This is a genomic window from Actinomadura sp. KC345, assembly GCF_004348515.1.
GTDB lineage: Bacteria > Actinomycetota > Actinomycetes > Streptosporangiales > Streptosporangiaceae > Spirillospora.
Genome location: NZ_SMKH01000212.1, coordinates 1 through 14,170 on the forward strand (window position 1 = coordinate 1; position 14,170 = coordinate 14,170).

Consider the following 14,170-nt stretch of genomic DNA (forward strand, 5'->3'; position numbering starts at 1 on the left):
CGCCCGCCCAGCAGCAGCCCCGGCAGCCGGCCGCCCCCGAACCCGCACCCGCGGCGCAGCAGCCGGCCGCGCAGCGGGAGACGCCGCCCGGTGAGGGCCCCTACGTCACGCCGCTGGTCCGCAAGCTCGCCTCCGAGCACAACGTCGACCTGTCCACGGTCAAGGGCACCGGCGTCGGCGGCCGCATCCGCAAGCAGGACGTCCTGGAGGCGGCCCGCACCGCGCAGGAGGCCGCACGGCAGCAGCCCGCGCCCGCCGCTCCGGCGCCCGCCGCCGCCCCGCAGGCGCCCGCCGGCCGGCCCGCGGCACCGGCGCCCACCGGCGCCCCGGCCGAGCAGCTCGCGCTGCGCGGCCGCACCGAGAAGATGTCGCGCATGCGGCAGACGATCGCCCGCCGCATGGTGGAGTCGCTGCAGGTGGCGGCGCAGCTCACCACCGTCGTCGAGGTGGACATCACCAAGATCGCGCGGCTCCGGGAGCAGGCCAAGGCCGACTTCCAGGCGCGCGAGGGCGTGAAGCTGTCGTTCCTGCCGTTCTTCGCGATGGCGACCGTCGAGGCGCTCAAGGCGCACCCGAAGCTGAACGCGGTCATCAACGGGGAGACCAACGAGGTCACCTACCACGAGGTGGAGAACCTCAGCATCGCGGTGGACGTGCCCGAGCGCGGCCTGATGGTCCCGGTCGTGCACAACGCGGGGCACCTGAACCTCGGCGGGCTCGCGCAGCGGATCGCCGACCTCGCCGAGCGCACCCGCGCGGGCAACGTGAGCCCGGACGAGCTGGCCGGCGGCACGTTCACGCTGACCAACACCGGCAGCCGCGGCGCGCTGTTCGACACCCCGATCCTCAACCAGCCGCAGGTCGGCATGCTCGGCACCGGCTCGGTCGTCAAGCGGCCCGCCGTCATCGACGACCCGGACCTGGGCGAGGTCATCGCGGTGCGCTCGATGGTCTACCTGGCGCTGACCTACGACCACCGCCTGGTCGACGGCGCGGACGCCGCCCGCTTCCTCGCCACGATCAAGCACCGCCTCGAGGAGGGCAACTTCGAGGCCGACCTCGGCCTCTGACGCTCCTCCGCGGGACGTCCCGGGACCCCGTCGCGCCACCGGCCGGCGGGGTCCCGCGGTCTGTACCGGGGAAACCCGGGACCGGCTGAGAATCTCAGCAGGTGGTGGCGGCGTCCGCCTAGGGTGGAGGTCATGAGGGTCACCGTCACGGGCTCGTCGGGCCTCATCGGCTCGGCGCTGGTGCAGTCGCTGCGGGAGGACGGCCACGCGGTCGTCCGGCTGATACGCCGGGAGCCGTCCCGGCCCGACGAGGCGCGCTGGTCGCCCGCGGACGGGTGCGTCGAGGCGGCGGCGCTGGTCGGCGCGGACGCGGTGGTCCACCTCGCGGGCGCCGGGATCGGCGACCGGCCGTGGACGAAGGCGTACAAGCGCAAGATCAGGGACAGCAGGCTGGACGGCACCCGGACGATCGCGGAGGCGATCGCCGCGGCCGGAGGGCGGCCGCCCGTGCTGGTCTGCGGGTCGGCGATCGGCTACTACGGCGACACCGGCGGGGACGAGGTCGACGAGAAGGCGCCGGCAGGCCACGGCTTCCTGGCGGGCCTCGTCCGCGACTGGGAGGCCGCCGCGACGCCCGCGCGGGAGGCGGGCGTCCGGGTCGTCCATCCGCGCACGGGCGTCGTCCTGGCGCGCGAGGGCGGCATGGTGGCCCGCACGCTGCCGCTGTTCAGGGCCGGGCTCGGCGGCACGCTCGGCGACGGCGGGCAGTGGACGAGCTGGATCTCCCTGGCCGACCAGATCGCGGCGCTGCGCTTCCTCATCGACCACGAGATCGCCGGGCCGGTCAACCTGACCGCGCCGAACCCGGTGACCAACGAGACCTACACCAGGGCGCTCGGCCGCGCCCTGCACCGGCCGACGCGGCTGGCCGTCCCGAAGTTCGCGCTGCGGGCGGTGCTGCGCGGGTTGGCCGACGAGGGGCCGCTGATCAGCCAGCGGGTCCTGCCGCGCCGGCTGGAGGAGGCCGGGTTCCGCTTCGCGCACGAGCACGTCGACGCCGCCCTCGCCGACGTCCTGTGAGTCCCAAGAATCGTCAAAGTCCCGGCCGGTCCCGTTCGGTGGTCATACGGTGACGATGAGGGTTCCCGGCTCGGAGGAGGGTGAATGAGCACCGACGGACAGCCGCACATTCTGGCGATCGGCGGGGGGTCGTTCGTGCCGGACGGCCGGGAGGGGATCTCGCCGAGCCCGCTGCTGCGCTACGCGTTCGACCTGACCGGCCAGGACCGGCCGAGGGTCTGCGTCGTCACGACGGCCGTCGGCGACGGCGCCGAGCACATCGCCCGCTTCTACGCCGCGTTCTCCTCGATGGACGCCGAGGTCAGCCATCTGGCGCTGTTCCCCATGCCGAACGTCTCCGACGTCCGGGCGCACCTGCTCACCCAGGATCTCGTGTACGTGGGCGGCGGCAGCGTCGCGAACCTGCTGGCCCTGTGGCGGCTGCACGGTCTCGACGAGATCCTGCGGGAGGCGTGGCAGGAGGGCGTGGTGCTGTCCGGGCAGAGCGCGGGCGCGCTGTGCTGGCACGTCGGCGGCAACACCGACTCGTTCGGGCCGCAGCTCCGCCCGCTGACCGACGGCCTCGGCCTCCTGCCGTTCTCGTGCGGGGTCCACTACGACAGCGACCCGCAGCGCCGTCCGCTGCTGCAGCAGCTCGTCGGCGAGGGCACCCTGCCGGGCGGGTACGCGGCCGACGAGTCGGTGGCGCTGCACTACGTGGGCACCGAGTTCGTCCAGGCCGTGTCGTACCGGCGGGAGGCGGGCGCCTACCGCGTCGAGCCGGACGGGCCGGGGACGGCGAAGGAGTACCGGCTGGAGCCGCGCCTTCTGGCCTCGCTGTGAGGGCATAGGCTGGCCCGTGTGAGCGATGTGGACGTACGCGAGCTGGTAGTGGTGCACGCGGGGTTCGGCGCGGCGGCCGTCCCCTACGAGGACGGCTGGGAGCTGCAGAAGCGGACCCACGCCCTGCGGGTGGACGACGCGATCCCCGACACCGTCCTGCTGCTGGAGCACCGCCCGGTCTACACGGCGGGCAAGCGGACCGAGGCGCTCGACCGGCCGTTCGGCGACCCCGGCGCCCCCGTCGTGGACGTGGACCGCGGAGGCAAGATCACCTGGCACGGCCCGGGGCAGCTCACCGGCTACCCGATCATCCGGCTGCCCGACCCGAAGGACGTCGTCGGGTACGTGCGGGTGCTGGAGCGGATGATGATGGACGTCTGCGCCGAACTCGGCCTGGAGACCGTCACCGTGGAGGGGCGCAGCGGCCTGTGGGTGCCCGGCGCCCCGAGCCGCAAGATCGGCTCCATCGGGATCCGGGTGGCGCGGGGCGTGACGATGCACGGGTTCATGCTCAACTGCGACAACGACATGGGCTGGTTCGACAAGATCATCCCCTGCGGCATCCGGGACGCCGAGTCCACCAGCCTCAGCCGCGAGCTCGGCCGGGACGTCCCTGTCGCCGAGGTCGTCCCGCTGGCCGAACGGCACCTGGCCGCCGCGCTCGGCGCGGTGGCCACACTCCACCGCACCACCGCGCAACTCGGAGCCACCGCGCGGCTCGGGGCCTGAGGGCCCTCGCGGATCAGCCCTCCGGGGCCATCACCTTGTAGACGGCCTGGCCCTCGGCGGCGGCGTGCCCGAAGAACTCCGCCAGGCCCTTGTAGGCGGGCTTGAGGACCTTGTCGCGGGCGGCGCCGTCCAGCCTGCCCGCGTCCTGCACGCCGGCCTTGCCCATCGCCTCCGGGTCGTACCGCCCGGCGACCTTCGCGAACGGCGTCGCGGCCAGATGGTCGGCGGCGGGCTTGACCCGCTCGGGAGCCAGGTAGATCACGTCCATGCCCAGCTCGTCGGCGCCGTCCTCGGTGAGCAGCCGCCCGCCGCACACGGCGTCGGCCTCCGGCTGCCGCCCGTCCCACGGGTCGCCGGTGACGAGGTAGTGCACCGCCTGCCAGGTCCAGCCGAGATCGAACAGTTCCGCCCCGCCGCGCTTGCGCCAGTCGGCGGCGCCGAAGATGTGGCGGGCGATCCGGCCGGGATCCGGCTCCCCCTCCAGCACCGGCGGCACCCTGAGGTACGACATTGCCAGACCCACGGCGGTCCTCCTGCTAACGCTGTTGCGTGACGACAGGGAGTCACCCTAGAGAGAACGGCCCCAGGCCATGGCCGAAACACGCGAATCCGCGAGGTGAACGGGGTACTGTCATACGTTCGAGATCGCTCCGATACGCCTTTGAGCCCCGCCCGGCCGAAGCGGCCCCGGCGGCGGCCGGTGTGCCGGAACCGTAGATCGCGACGTACGCTGGGACCCGTGACGACGGTGACACCTGACGGACGCAAGCTCCTGCGCATCGAGGCCCGCAACAGCGAGACCCCGATCGAGCGCAAGCCCGAATGGATCAAGACCCGGGTGAAGATGGGTCCCCAGTTCCGCGAGCTGAGCGGCCTGGTGAAGTCCGAGGGCCTGCACACCGTGTGCCAGGAGGCGGGCTGCCCCAACATCTACGAGTGCTGGGAGGACCGGGAGGCCACGTTCCTCATCGGCGGCGACCAGTGCACCCGGCGCTGCGACTTCTGCCAGATCGACACCGGAAGGCCCGCCGAGCTCGACCGGGACGAGCCGCGCCGCGTCGCCGCGTCGGTGGCCACGATGGGGCTGAAGTACGCCACCGTCACCGGTGTCGCCCGCGACGACCTGGACGACGGCGGCGCCTGGCTGTACGCCGAGACCGTCCGGCAGATCCACGAGGCGATCCCGGGCTGCGGCGTCGAGCTGCTGATCCCCGACTTCAACGCCGACCCCGGCCAGCTCGCCGAGGTCTTCTCGTCCCGCCCCGAGGTCCTGGCGCACAACGTGGAGACCGTGCCGCGGGTCTTCAAGCGGATCCGGCCCGGGTTCCGCTACGACCGCTCCCTCGCCGTCCTCACGAAGGCGCGGGAGGACGGCCTGGTCACCAAGTCCAACCTGATCCTCGGCATGGGCGAGACCCGCGAGGAGGTGTCGCAGGCCCTGCGCGACCTGCACGCGGCCGGCTGCGAGCTGATCACGATCACGCAGTACCTGCGGCCGAGCGCCCGCCACCACCCGGTCGAGCGGTGGGTGAAGCCCGAGGAGTTCGTGGAGCTGTCGGCCGAGGCCGAGGAGATCGGCTTCGCGGGCGTGATGTCGGGGCCGCTGGTCCGTTCCAGCTACCGCGCGGGCCGTCTGTACAAGCAGGCGATCGAGGCGCGGAAGCCCTGAACGCGCGGACGCCGCGACACTACTATCCTTGGATTTATGTCGAAGAAGCCCACGGACGGGGCCCAGGAGCGTCCGGGCCGCCTCAAGCAGATCCGCATGGTCGCCCAGGTCCTCCGCCAGGCCGACCCGAAGGCCCTGCCGATCGTGTTCGCCTCGGCGATCGGCGCCCTGGCCGTCACCATCCTCATCGGATGGATCATCGGCCAGCTGTGGTTCTTCATCCCGCTGGGCGTCATGGCCGGGTTCGCCGTCGGCATGATCGTCTTCGGTCAGCTGGCGCAGCGCGCGCAGTACAAGGTGATCGCCGGGCAGCCGGGCGCCGCCGCCGCGATCCTGAAGAACATGCGCGGCAAGTGGACGGTCACCGAGGCGGTCAGCGGCAACCGCAACCTGGACCTGGTGCACCGGGTCGTGGGCCGTCCCGGCGTGGTGCTGGTGTCGGAGGGGCCCCGGAACCGCGTCGGCCCGCTTCTCGGCGCCGAGAAGAAGCGCCTGTCCCGCGCCGCGCAGCAGGTGCCGATCTACGACCTCCAGGTCGGGGACGACGAGGGCCAGATCCCGGTGGACAAGCTGCAGCGCCACCTGATGAAGCTGCCCCGCAACCTGAACAAGGGCCAGGTGAGCGAGCTGAACGACCGGCTGCAGGCACTCCCCCGGTCGATGCAGATGCCCAAGGGCCCGATCCCGAAGGGCGTCAAGATGCCGAAGGGCCCCAAGCCCAAGTCGCGCTGACGGCCGTCCGGTATGGCGGAAACGCCCCGCTCAGGGGCGTTTCCCCGTTCACGGCCTAAATGTTGACGACGACCGTGTTCGCGGCGCGGTCATGGAGCCCGCGATAGTCCCGGTCCCAGACCAGCGCGGGGATGACGAGCACCAGCAGGAGCGTCCGCGCCAGCCCCCAGACGAGCCCCACGGGCCGCCCGTCCAGGCGCACGACGCGGACGCCGCACAGGCGCTTGCCGATCGTCGTGCCGATGAGCGCGGTCAGCACCCACGCCTGGACGGCGAAGACGACCAGCGTCCACATGCTGCGCTCCGACGGCTCCCAGCCGAACGAGCGCGCCAGCAGGCTCGCCACCAGCATCGACAGGCCCCAGTCGATGAACAGCCCGACGAGCCGCCGGCCATAGGACGCGACGGCGCCGCCGCCGCTCTCCGGAAGTCCGAGCCGCACGCCCGGCTCACCGAGATCGGCACCGGCCGATCGCGCCCCGCCGAGCCACGTCTGCGTCCACCGCGGGCCGCCGGCCTTCGCCTTGCCACTGCTCATGCCCTCTAAGCTATCCCGTCCCCGCGCAGGCCCCGACCCGGCTACCGCCGCGGGCGGGGAGTGACGCGTAACACAGCGGAAACATATGAGACACGGCCGGGAAACGGCGCCGCCATAGCCTGCCGGAAGCCGAGAAGCGCCCCAAGGAGGCCGGATGTTCAGCAGCGCCGAAGAGGTCCTGAGCTACATCAGGAACGAAGGTGTGCGATTCGTCGACTGCCGGTTCGTGGACCTGCCGGGCAAGATGCAGCACTTCACGTTCCCCGTCGAGAGCTTCGGCGAAAGCGTCTTCACCGAGGGGCTGATGTTCGACGGCTCGTCGGTCCGCGGTTTCCAGGAGATCCACGAGTCGGACATGCTCCTGCTCCCGGACCCGTCCACCGCCGTCGTCGACCCGTTCCGGCAGCACAAGACCCTGAACCTGAACTTCTTCGTCCACGACCCGCTGACCGGCGAACCCTACAGCCGCGACCCCCGCAACGTGGCCAAGAAGGCGCAGGACTACCTGCGCGGCACCGGCATCGCCGACACCTGCTACTTCGGCCCCGAGGCCGAGTTCTACATCTTCGACGACGTCCGGTTCGAGACGAAGCAGAACGCCGGCTACTACTACCTCGACTCGGTCGAGGGCGCCTGGAACACCGGGCGCGAGGAGCCCGGCGGCAACCTCGGCGCCAAGCCCCCGTACAAGGGCGGCTACTTCCCCGTCCCGCCGATGGACCACTACACCGACCTGCGGTCGGAGATGGTCGCGCAGCTCCTGGCGTCCGGCATCCACGTCGAGATGCAGCACCACGAGGTCGGCACCGCGGGCCAGGCCGAGATCGACTTCCGCTTCGACACCCTGCTGAAGACGGCCGACCAGCTCCTTCTCTACAAGTACATCGTCAAGAACGTCGCGCGCGCCGCGGGCAAGACCGTCACCTTCATGCCGAAGCCGATCTTCGGCGACAACGGCTCCGGGATGCACTGCCACCAGTCCCTGTGGAAGGACGGCGCGCCGCTGTTCTACGACGAGGTCGGCTACGCGGGCCTGTCCGACAACGCCCGGTACTACATCGGCGGCCTGCTCAAGCACGCCCCGTCCCTGCTGGCCTTCACCAATCCGACGGTGAACAGCTACCACCGCCTCGTCCCCGGCTACGAGGCCCCGGTCAACCTGGTCTACTCCCAGCGCAACCGCTCGGCCTGCATCCGCATCCCGATCACCGGCTCCAACCCGAAGGCCAAGCGCGTCGAGTTCCGCGTCCCGGACCCGTCCTGCAACCCCTACCTGGCCTTCTCCGCGATGCTGATGGCCGGCCTCGACGGCATCAAGAACAAGATCGAGCCCGCCGAGCCGGTCGACAAGGACCTCTACGAGCTGCCGCCCGAGGAGGCCCGCGCCATCCCGACCGTCCCCGGCTCCCTGCCGGAGGTCCTCGCGGCCCTGGAGGCCGACCACGACTTCCTGCTCGAAGGCGGCGTCTTCACGCAGGACCTCATCGAGACCTGGATCTCGATGAAGAACGAGTTCGAGATCGACCCGATCCGCCTCCGCCCCCACCCCCACGAGTTCGAGCTGTACTACGACATTTAAGATCGCCGCAGGTCGGGGTAGGTTTCTACCCTCCTGGGCCGTCTGTGGGCCGTCGGCCGCGCCGTCCGGAGACCGGAAGGCACGGCCGACGGCCTATCTGTGGTCGGGGCCCTCAGGCTGCCGTCGCCTCGCCGGAGTCGCCGTCGTCCTCCGCGTCCGTGCCGAACGCTTCATCGATGGCCTTTCGGGCGCGGTCCTGGCTGTTCGGCATCAGGTGCGTGTACGTGCGGAGCGTGAAGCCAGGGTCAGCGTGCCCGAGGTACTCGGCGAGTGCCTTGATGTTCTCCCCCGCGTCCAGCAGCACCGATGCGTAGTAGTGCCGCAACGCGTGCATGCCGTGCTCGCGGGATTCGCTGAACCTCTCTCCCGGCAGTCGCTTCGGAATGACTCCTGCGGAGACGAGGGCGGGCTTCCAGAGGTACATGTTGAAGTAGTTCCGGTTCAGTGCCTTCCGCTCGCGCGAGTAGAAGAGCAGCGTCGCCGTGACGGGCGGCCCGTTCGGGGCCTTCCATGGAAGGGTGACTTCAATGGGCGGGTGACGGGTGATGTGCTCTGCGAGTACGTAGGACACGGTGTCGGGCAGCGGCACGTCACGAAGCTTGCCTCCCTTGGGTGGGGCGAAGAGCAGGTGGGAGCCGACCAGTTTGACCTGTCGGACGACGTGGACGATGCCTCCGAGGAAGTCGATTTCGTCGACTGCCAGGCCGAAGATCTCGCCTTGCCGAAGTCCGCAGCCGGCGGCCACGTCTGCGGTCGTGCGGTACTTCTCCGGGAGGCCGCCCCGGACGGCGATCACGCGCTCACGCGTCCATGGCTTGAGTTTTCGGGGGTCCAACTTGGGCGCTTTCACCGACCGCGCGCGGCAAGGGTTGCGGGGGATGCGGCCGTCGTCTACCGCCGCGCCGAACACGGCGGAGACGTTCGCAAAGATGACTCGTTGGTATGACGGCGCAATCCCCGAGTCCTTGAGCGCTCGCGCCCACCCACGAATATGGCTGGGTTGGAAGGCGTTCAGAGAGCGTGATCCGATGTGCGGGAAGACGTGGAGCCGAAAGCGCAACTCCATGGCCGTGATGGTCGAGACATCTGTCGTCTGCGACGCCAGCCACTTCGTGGCGAACTGCTGGAAGGTCACCTTCCCAGCCGATGGGTCGACGTATTGCCCGCGCGTCATATCGGCGGCAAGCTGGGTGAGCCACGCCTCGGCGAGACGCTTCTGCTTGTCCGGGAACGACTTGCTGCGCTCGTTGCCGTCGGGTGCCACATACCGGGCCCGGTACCGCATCCCGAGACCGTAGCGATCCGTCTTGACGCGCTTCGATGTCCCTTCGGCATCCGTGACGGTCTTGTACCAGCGGTCTTGGATATGACCTGCCATGCGACGCAGGTTCCTTTCTTGAAGGGCGGGAGAAGGATCGTTCGCTTAGGTGGCGTCGTCGGCCGCCTTACGTTTGGCGATCCAGCCGCGCACGGCGGCCGGGTCGTAGCGGAGGTATTTGCCGACGCGGAATCCGGGTGGGCCGGTGCGCTTCTTGCGCCACTGGTAGACGGTCTCCAGGGGCACGGAGAGCAGGGAGGCGATGTCTTCGGGGGTGAGATAGCGGTCCGGCAGCCCGTTGCGCAGCGTCGCGACCGGCGGCGGTTCGGCAGTGTCGTCCATGGGAGGGGGCTCCTTGACGGCGTGCGAGATCGGTTGGTGGCGGCCGGCGGTGTGCGTGGTGGCTGGGCGCCGGTTCGCTGTGATGTGGGGGGCTGAAACATCTCCGAAGCTCCGAAGCTCCGAGGATGGGGCTGTGAGCTGGAGGGATGTCTTCGGAGATGGAGGTGACCGGGCTCGGTCCATCTCCGAAGTTGGGGTGTATCTCCGGACGTGGCTCGGAGCCTCGGAGATGGAGAACCGGCGGTTCCGGCTATCTCCGAGAGTGTTTGTGCTGGTAGTCGGCTGATCCTCGGAGCTTTCGGAGCTTCGGAGATGTTTCAGCGTCTTTCGGCGGCGGTTACTCATGGTGTTCCACCCAGAAGACGTTGCGGTCGCCGAGATGATGCTTGCCGGTGCGGATGACGTAGTCGCCGCGCCAGCGTCCTGCCTGCCCGGTGAGCAGGCGGCCGAGGGACAGCGGGTTGGGTAGGCGGCCGGTGTGAGTGGTGATGAACTGGCCGTCCCACCGGTCGTGTTCGTCGGGCCCGATGTGGTCGGGTTCGCCGGAGCGGCGCAACTCGGCGGCGGTCATGCGTTCGGAGCCGTGGAGGCTGTGCCAGCAGGCCATGAACGCGCGCCAGCGGGTTTCGTCTTCGTCGATGCCGCGAACGTCGGCGGCGTTGGCCAGGAATCCGCCTATGCCGTGGTGGGCCAGGAATCCGCCGAGGGCTTGCGCCCACGGGGTGAACTGCCGCATCGATACCGTGTCGGCGCGCGGTGCTCCGTTGCCCGTCCAGTCCAGGACCATGACCAGCAGGTGCCACAGCACGGTGAGTTGGTTGCGCGGGTCGGTGATCCATTGGTCCAGGTGCGGGATCCCGAACCGGGATTGGTCGCGTTGTTCGGGGCGGGGCATGTTGGGGTCCAGGTGGACGCGGACGGTTCTGCTCGCCATGTCGCCGCCGACTTGGAGGTTGTTGCCGGTGGCCATCCACAGCCGATCGTTGACGGTGGCGATGTTGCGGGACGCGCCCAATTGTCGGTCGGACCAGACTCCGGCAGTGACAAGCAGCGCGAGGGTTGCCGAGTCGATCACGGTGCCTTCGGCAAGGTTGTCCCACACCACAACCCCGACCTGTTCGGCCAGCACAGCCGTGATGGACTTGCGGAGTTCCTCTTCGGTGTAGGCCCAGGGGATGACGCGCTGGCCGTAGAGCATGCCGGGTCCGCCGGTCAGGATGGACTTGCCGGAGGCGGGCATGGTCGCGTCGATCAACGCGAACGGGGTCAGTGAGCGGGTGAAGTGCCGCAGGATCGGGGTGACCAGCAGGGCGAGGTAGTTCGCGCGGTCGGCCGGGGACGACCATGGGAAGTCGCGTAGGAACCGGTTGAGGATGAAGTCGCGGGCTTCGGTCACCTGTTCGGCGGTGGGCCGGTCCGGGACGGTCGACAGCGCGACTTTGGAGGCCAGGTACAGGCCGGTGGCGGGGTCATACCCAGGGTGTTGTAGCAACGTGCCGTCCCGGCGCAGCACAGGGGCGCCGATCACACCGCGCAGCGGGGCCAGGCCGGGCCAGGTCTTGCCGGCCAGGACCGCGGCCAGGATCGATTGGGGCGGGGTGACCTCTTCCTCGTAGGTTTCGTCGTCGCCGTCGCTGTTCTTGCGGGAGCGGAGCCGGTAGACGTAGGCGTGGTGGGCCAGCAGTCCGGCGAGGGTGGCCGGGGTGGCCGGGCTGGCGGTGACCGGGAGCGGTGAATCTTCGTCGGCGGCCGGGGATGTCTGCCCGCCGGACACGGTTTCCATCTGCACGAGAGATCCGGCGGAGACGTAGGTGTCGGGCAGCTTGTTGCCTGCGAGCGCGGCTTTGAGGACGCGGATGCTTTCGGGGCCGGATCCAATGTGAAGGCGCGGCTTGCGGGTCATGCGGGGACGCTCCTGGGGCGTTGGGTACCAGCGCGAAATCCGGACCGGATGGTCCGTCGGGCGGGCATCTCGCCCAGCCCGGCGCGCACGGCGGCAGCGGTCAGCAGTTGCTCGGTGTCATCGGGGTCCAAAGCGCCACCGGCCACGAGCTGGCCGAGGGCGACGGCGGCGCCGTACAGGGTGGCGTTGCGGCGGCCCTCGGGCGCGTCGGCGACCGCGGACAGGCTCGCCGTGACCGCCTTGTGCAGGTAGGCTCCGCGGTTTCCGGTGGCCAGGTTCACCGTGACGGGGTGTTGCGGCGGCAGCGGAGCCGGGCGGAGCCGTTCGGCCAGCCAGCCCGGCAGCGGCGCCGGGGCCGGGGTGTGGATCGGCTGATAGGCGCCGGTGCCGTCGGGGAGATCGACGAAGGAGCCGGGACCTACGACGTATCCGCCGTCGCCGCGGGTGTCGACCTTCCAGCCCAGCCCGTTCCCCCGGTCGTCGGAGGTGTTTCCGAGCCGGATGGCGTCGGGTGCGGTGAAGTACAGGTGGAACCCGCCGCGCCGGGTACGGACTTGGAAGGTCTCCAGCGGCATCGGCTGCCCGGCCTGTTCGCACACCAGCGCGAACACGTCGGACCCGTCGTTGACGCCGGGAACCGCCCACCGGGGCGGCGGGTGCTCGCCGGGCTTGGGCATGTCCAGGTCGATCACCAGCAGCCGGGACGGTCCGCAGGCGATCCCGATGTTGTAGGGGCGCCGCGCCCACATCCGGCGGATCGCCACGGGGTCAGCGGTGGCGGCCTTCGTCCACCGCATCCCGTGGGGTGGCTCCTTGTCGCCGGGGGCCAGCGGGAAGACGTGCCAGCCGCGGGCGGCGGCGGCCAGCGCGTAGCGAGCCAGCAGGCCGGGGGACGGTGGTTGGCGGTTGGTCATGCTGCGCTCCCCTCCGGCGGTATCGGCAGGGTGAACAGGTCGGTTTGGTGGCCGCGGGCCGCGAGGCTGGCCAGCAGGCGGGAACGCCACCCGGTGGCGTAGACCAGGCAGTTCGCACAGTTCTTGTGTCCGCGGCAGCCCGGCAGTGGCGGCAGGCGACGGGCGTTGTAACTCCAGGCCATGGAGTCAGCAGAGGTCAACAGGTGCCCGTAGCGGTGCAACCCGCCGGTCTTGACGCCGAACCCGTGCAGCTTGAGCCCGAGTCCGGCGAGGGTGGCCACGATGTGCCCGATCTCGCCAGTGGACTGGCGGCGGCACACCGAGCCCAGCCCGACGCACGGCAGGGCGGCCAGGTCCACCCCGGCGGAGGTGTACAACTCGACACAGCGCAGGTAATCCGGCAACGTCCAGCCTTGAACGACCGGCAGCCACGGCACGGCAGGGGCCAGCGCCCGCAACTCCAGATAGTTGGCCACGGTGCGGTCCTGGTGTTCACGGACGCTCAGGCCGGTCCGTTCGATCATGAACGGTTCACACATCCAGTCCATCGGCGCGGCGAAGTCCAGGGCGCCGAGTTGCTCGGTGTAGCAGGTGACCGCTTCGGCGTACTGGCCGGGCGTGGTGACCCACCGGCCGTTCAGCGACAGTTCGGTGAACCCGCCCGAGTCCACCGCCATGCGGCACGTCGCCGGGCGCAGCCGCGCCCGGCGCGCGAGCTGGCGGTGCGAGACGAACAGCGGGAACGTGGCGTTCCACAGCCAATGCGGTTGGTGGGCCCCGAGGTAGAACAACGGCGCACCCTCGATAGCCAGCGCGGTCATGCGGCATCACTCCCAGAGGCCGGGTAGGTGTCGTGTTCGCCGTCGGTCGCGACGCGTTGCGTCTGCAGGTGCGACGCGTCCGGCGCGGCCGGGTTCGACGGCCCGTCTGATGGGCGGCTCATGCGGCATCGCTCCCCATGTCCAGGACGCCCGTGGTTGTTTCAGCAGCGTTCGAAGCGCCGTGTGCCTGGGCGCGCTGCATGACGACCTCAGCGCACGTCTTGTGACTGGGGCGGCCGTCATCGTCGCGGCAGAAGGCGCCCTTGCCGCAATGCACGCACGGCAGGCGCCGGCCGCCACCCCAGTGCGCCGCGGAACTCCAGTCCAGGCCGGTACGCGCGCGGGTCATGCGGCGCCGCCGTCGCGCCGGTCGCGCTTGAACGTCGGGGCCCAGTCCGACAGGTCGTCCTCGTTGTCGGGCGTGATGACGGTCCCGTCCGGGGTGAGGACGAATTCGTGGCCGTGCTGGCAGGTCCACAGGTCGCCGAGGGCATCGGGGGCGAGTGCGGCCCAGCACGTCACCTCGGTCAGGCAGTACGGGCAGTCAGGACCCGCGGTGACCGGCCAGTGGTGGGCCGGGATGGCCCACTCGGCGCAGCAGGCGCCGCACTGCCAGAGGTTGACGGGGGCGCCGTTGTAGTCAAGCCCGGTCGCGGGGCCGCGCCAGTGCACGTCGTCGGGGCGGTCGCAGGCGGGGCAGTCGGGGGCGGTCA

General features: G+C 70.4%; 15 protein-coding genes. 7 read left to right on the forward strand and 8 right to left on the reverse strand.

Annotation, left to right across the window (positions count from 1 at the left end):
• From sucB to lipB, 4 genes are all read left to right on the forward strand, one after another.
• Positions 1-1,070 (forward strand): 2-oxoglutarate dehydrogenase, E2 component, dihydrolipoamide succinyltransferase (gene sucB / locus E1281_RS28030; RefSeq protein WP_131882717.1); only part of this gene is annotated, 1,070 nt, incomplete at its 5' end.
• Between the two features lie 132 nt (positions 1,071-1,202).
• Positions 1,203-2,090 (forward strand): TIGR01777 family oxidoreductase, encoded by an 888-nt coding sequence (locus E1281_RS28035; RefSeq protein ID WP_131882718.1) that lies wholly within the window; start codon positions 1,203-1,205, stop codon positions 2,088-2,090.
• Between the two features lie 84 nt (positions 2,091-2,174).
• The gene (locus tag E1281_RS28040; RefSeq protein ID WP_131882719.1) at positions 2,175-2,912 is read left to right on the forward strand and encodes a peptidase E; all 738 of its coding nucleotides are present in this window, start codon (positions 2,175-2,177) and stop codon (positions 2,910-2,912) included.
• A gap of 18 nt (positions 2,913-2,930) precedes the next feature.
• On the forward strand, positions 2,931-3,641 hold the full coding sequence (gene lipB, locus E1281_RS28045) for a lipoyl(octanoyl) transferase LipB (protein ID WP_243717483.1): 711 nt from the start codon (positions 2,931-2,933) through the stop codon (positions 3,639-3,641).
• Positions 3,642-3,654: 13 nt separating this feature from the next.
• Here lipB and E1281_RS28050 read toward each other — a convergent pair whose 3' ends face one another.
• Complete coding sequence (locus E1281_RS28050) at positions 3,655-4,164, reverse strand: YfbM family protein (RefSeq protein WP_131882720.1); 510 nt, start codon at positions 4,162-4,164, stop codon at positions 3,655-3,657.
• A gap of 216 nt (positions 4,165-4,380) precedes the next feature.
• On the opposite strand from E1281_RS28050, the gene lipA reads away from it, so the two are divergent.
• Both lipA and E1281_RS28060 read left to right on the forward strand, forming a co-directional pair.
• Positions 4,381-5,310 carry a lipoyl synthase gene (gene lipA / locus E1281_RS28055; RefSeq protein WP_131882721.1) on the forward strand — a complete coding sequence of 310 codons (930 nt, stop codon included), beginning with the start codon at positions 4,381-4,383 and terminating at the stop codon, positions 5,308-5,310.
• A gap of 36 nt (positions 5,311-5,346) precedes the next feature.
• Positions 5,347-6,042 carry a DUF4191 domain-containing protein gene (locus E1281_RS28060; protein ID WP_131882722.1) on the forward strand — a complete coding sequence of 232 codons (696 nt, stop codon included), beginning with the start codon at positions 5,347-5,349 and terminating at the stop codon, positions 6,040-6,042.
• Positions 6,043-6,097: 55 nt separating this feature from the next.
• Here the strand turns inward: E1281_RS28060 and E1281_RS28065 are convergent, their stop codons facing one another.
• Positions 6,098-6,580, reverse strand: a complete 483-nt coding sequence (locus E1281_RS28065) for an RDD family protein (protein WP_131882723.1) — start codon at positions 6,578-6,580, stop codon at positions 6,098-6,100.
• A gap of 154 nt (positions 6,581-6,734) precedes the next feature.
• Between E1281_RS28065 and glnA the strand changes: the two genes are divergently transcribed.
• A complete protein-coding gene (gene glnA / locus E1281_RS28070; RefSeq protein ID WP_131882724.1) occupies positions 6,735-8,159 on the forward strand; it encodes a type I glutamate--ammonia ligase in 1,425 nt (474 codons plus the stop codon).
• A gap of 112 nt (positions 8,160-8,271) precedes the next feature.
• On the opposite strand, the gene E1281_RS28075 is transcribed toward glnA, so the two are convergent.
• The 6 genes from E1281_RS28075 to E1281_RS40550 all read right to left on the reverse strand — a co-directional run.
• Positions 8,272-9,537 (reverse strand): site-specific integrase, encoded by a 1,266-nt coding sequence (locus tag E1281_RS28075; RefSeq protein ID WP_131882725.1) that lies wholly within the window; start codon positions 9,535-9,537, stop codon positions 8,272-8,274.
• Between the two features lie 45 nt (positions 9,538-9,582).
• Positions 9,583-9,819, reverse strand: a complete 237-nt coding sequence (locus tag E1281_RS28080) for a helix-turn-helix domain-containing protein (protein ID WP_131882726.1) — start codon at positions 9,817-9,819, stop codon at positions 9,583-9,585.
• A 337-nt stretch (positions 9,820-10,156) separates the two neighbouring features.
• Complete coding sequence (locus E1281_RS28085; RefSeq protein WP_131882727.1) at positions 10,157-11,722, reverse strand: hypothetical protein; 1,566 nt, start codon at positions 11,720-11,722, stop codon at positions 10,157-10,159.
• Positions 11,719-12,636 carry a bifunctional DNA primase/polymerase gene (locus E1281_RS28090; RefSeq protein ID WP_131882728.1) on the reverse strand — a complete coding sequence of 306 codons (918 nt, stop codon included), beginning with the start codon at positions 12,634-12,636 and terminating at the stop codon, positions 11,719-11,721. Before E1281_RS28090 ends, E1281_RS28085 begins: the two co-directional genes overlap by 4 nt.
• The gene (locus tag E1281_RS28095) at positions 12,633-13,457 is read right to left on the reverse strand and encodes a hypothetical protein (protein ID WP_131882729.1); all 825 of its coding nucleotides are present in this window, start codon (positions 13,455-13,457) and stop codon (positions 12,633-12,635) included. Before E1281_RS28095 ends, E1281_RS28090 begins: the two co-directional genes overlap by 4 nt.
• A 345-nt stretch (positions 13,458-13,802) precedes the next feature.
• Positions 13,803-14,170, reverse strand: a 368-nt coding sequence (locus E1281_RS40550) for a hypothetical protein (RefSeq protein ID WP_165959145.1), incomplete at its 5' end; no start/stop codon positions are given.

What these genes read in the sequence shown, in the direction of transcription:
- E1281_RS28035 (WP_131882718.1), top strand. Translation starts at nt 1,203, where the DNA reads ATGAGGGTCACCGTCACGGGCTCGTCGGGCCTCATCGGCTCGGCGCTG.
- E1281_RS28040 (WP_131882719.1), top strand. Translation starts at nt 2,175, where the DNA reads ATGAGCACCGACGGACAGCCGCACATTCTGGCGATCGGCGGGGGGTCG.
- E1281_RS28060 (WP_131882722.1), top strand. Translation starts at nt 5,347, where the DNA reads ATGTCGAAGAAGCCCACGGACGGGGCCCAGGAGCGTCCGGGCCGCCTC.
- E1281_RS28065 (WP_131882723.1), bottom strand. Translation starts at nt 6,580, where the DNA reads ATGAGCAGTGGCAAGGCGAAGGCCGGCGGCCCGCGGTGGACGCAGACG.
- glnA (WP_131882724.1), top strand. Translation starts at nt 6,735, where the DNA reads ATGTTCAGCAGCGCCGAAGAGGTCCTGAGCTACATCAGGAACGAAGGT.
- E1281_RS28075 (WP_131882725.1), bottom strand. Translation starts at nt 9,537, where the DNA reads ATGGCAGGTCATATCCAAGACCGCTGGTACAAGACCGTCACGGATGCC.
- E1281_RS28080 (WP_131882726.1), bottom strand. Translation starts at nt 9,819, where the DNA reads ATGGACGACACTGCCGAACCGCCGCCGGTCGCGACGCTGCGCAACGGG.
- E1281_RS28085 (WP_131882727.1), bottom strand. Translation starts at nt 11,722, where the DNA reads ATGACCCGCAAGCCGCGCCTTCACATTGGATCCGGCCCCGAAAGCATC.
- E1281_RS28090 (WP_131882728.1), bottom strand. Translation starts at nt 12,636, where the DNA reads ATGACCAACCGCCAACCACCGTCCCCCGGCCTGCTGGCTCGCTACGCG.
- E1281_RS28095 (WP_131882729.1), bottom strand. Translation starts at nt 13,457, where the DNA reads ATGACCGCGCTGGCTATCGAGGGTGCGCCGTTGTTCTACCTCGGGGCC.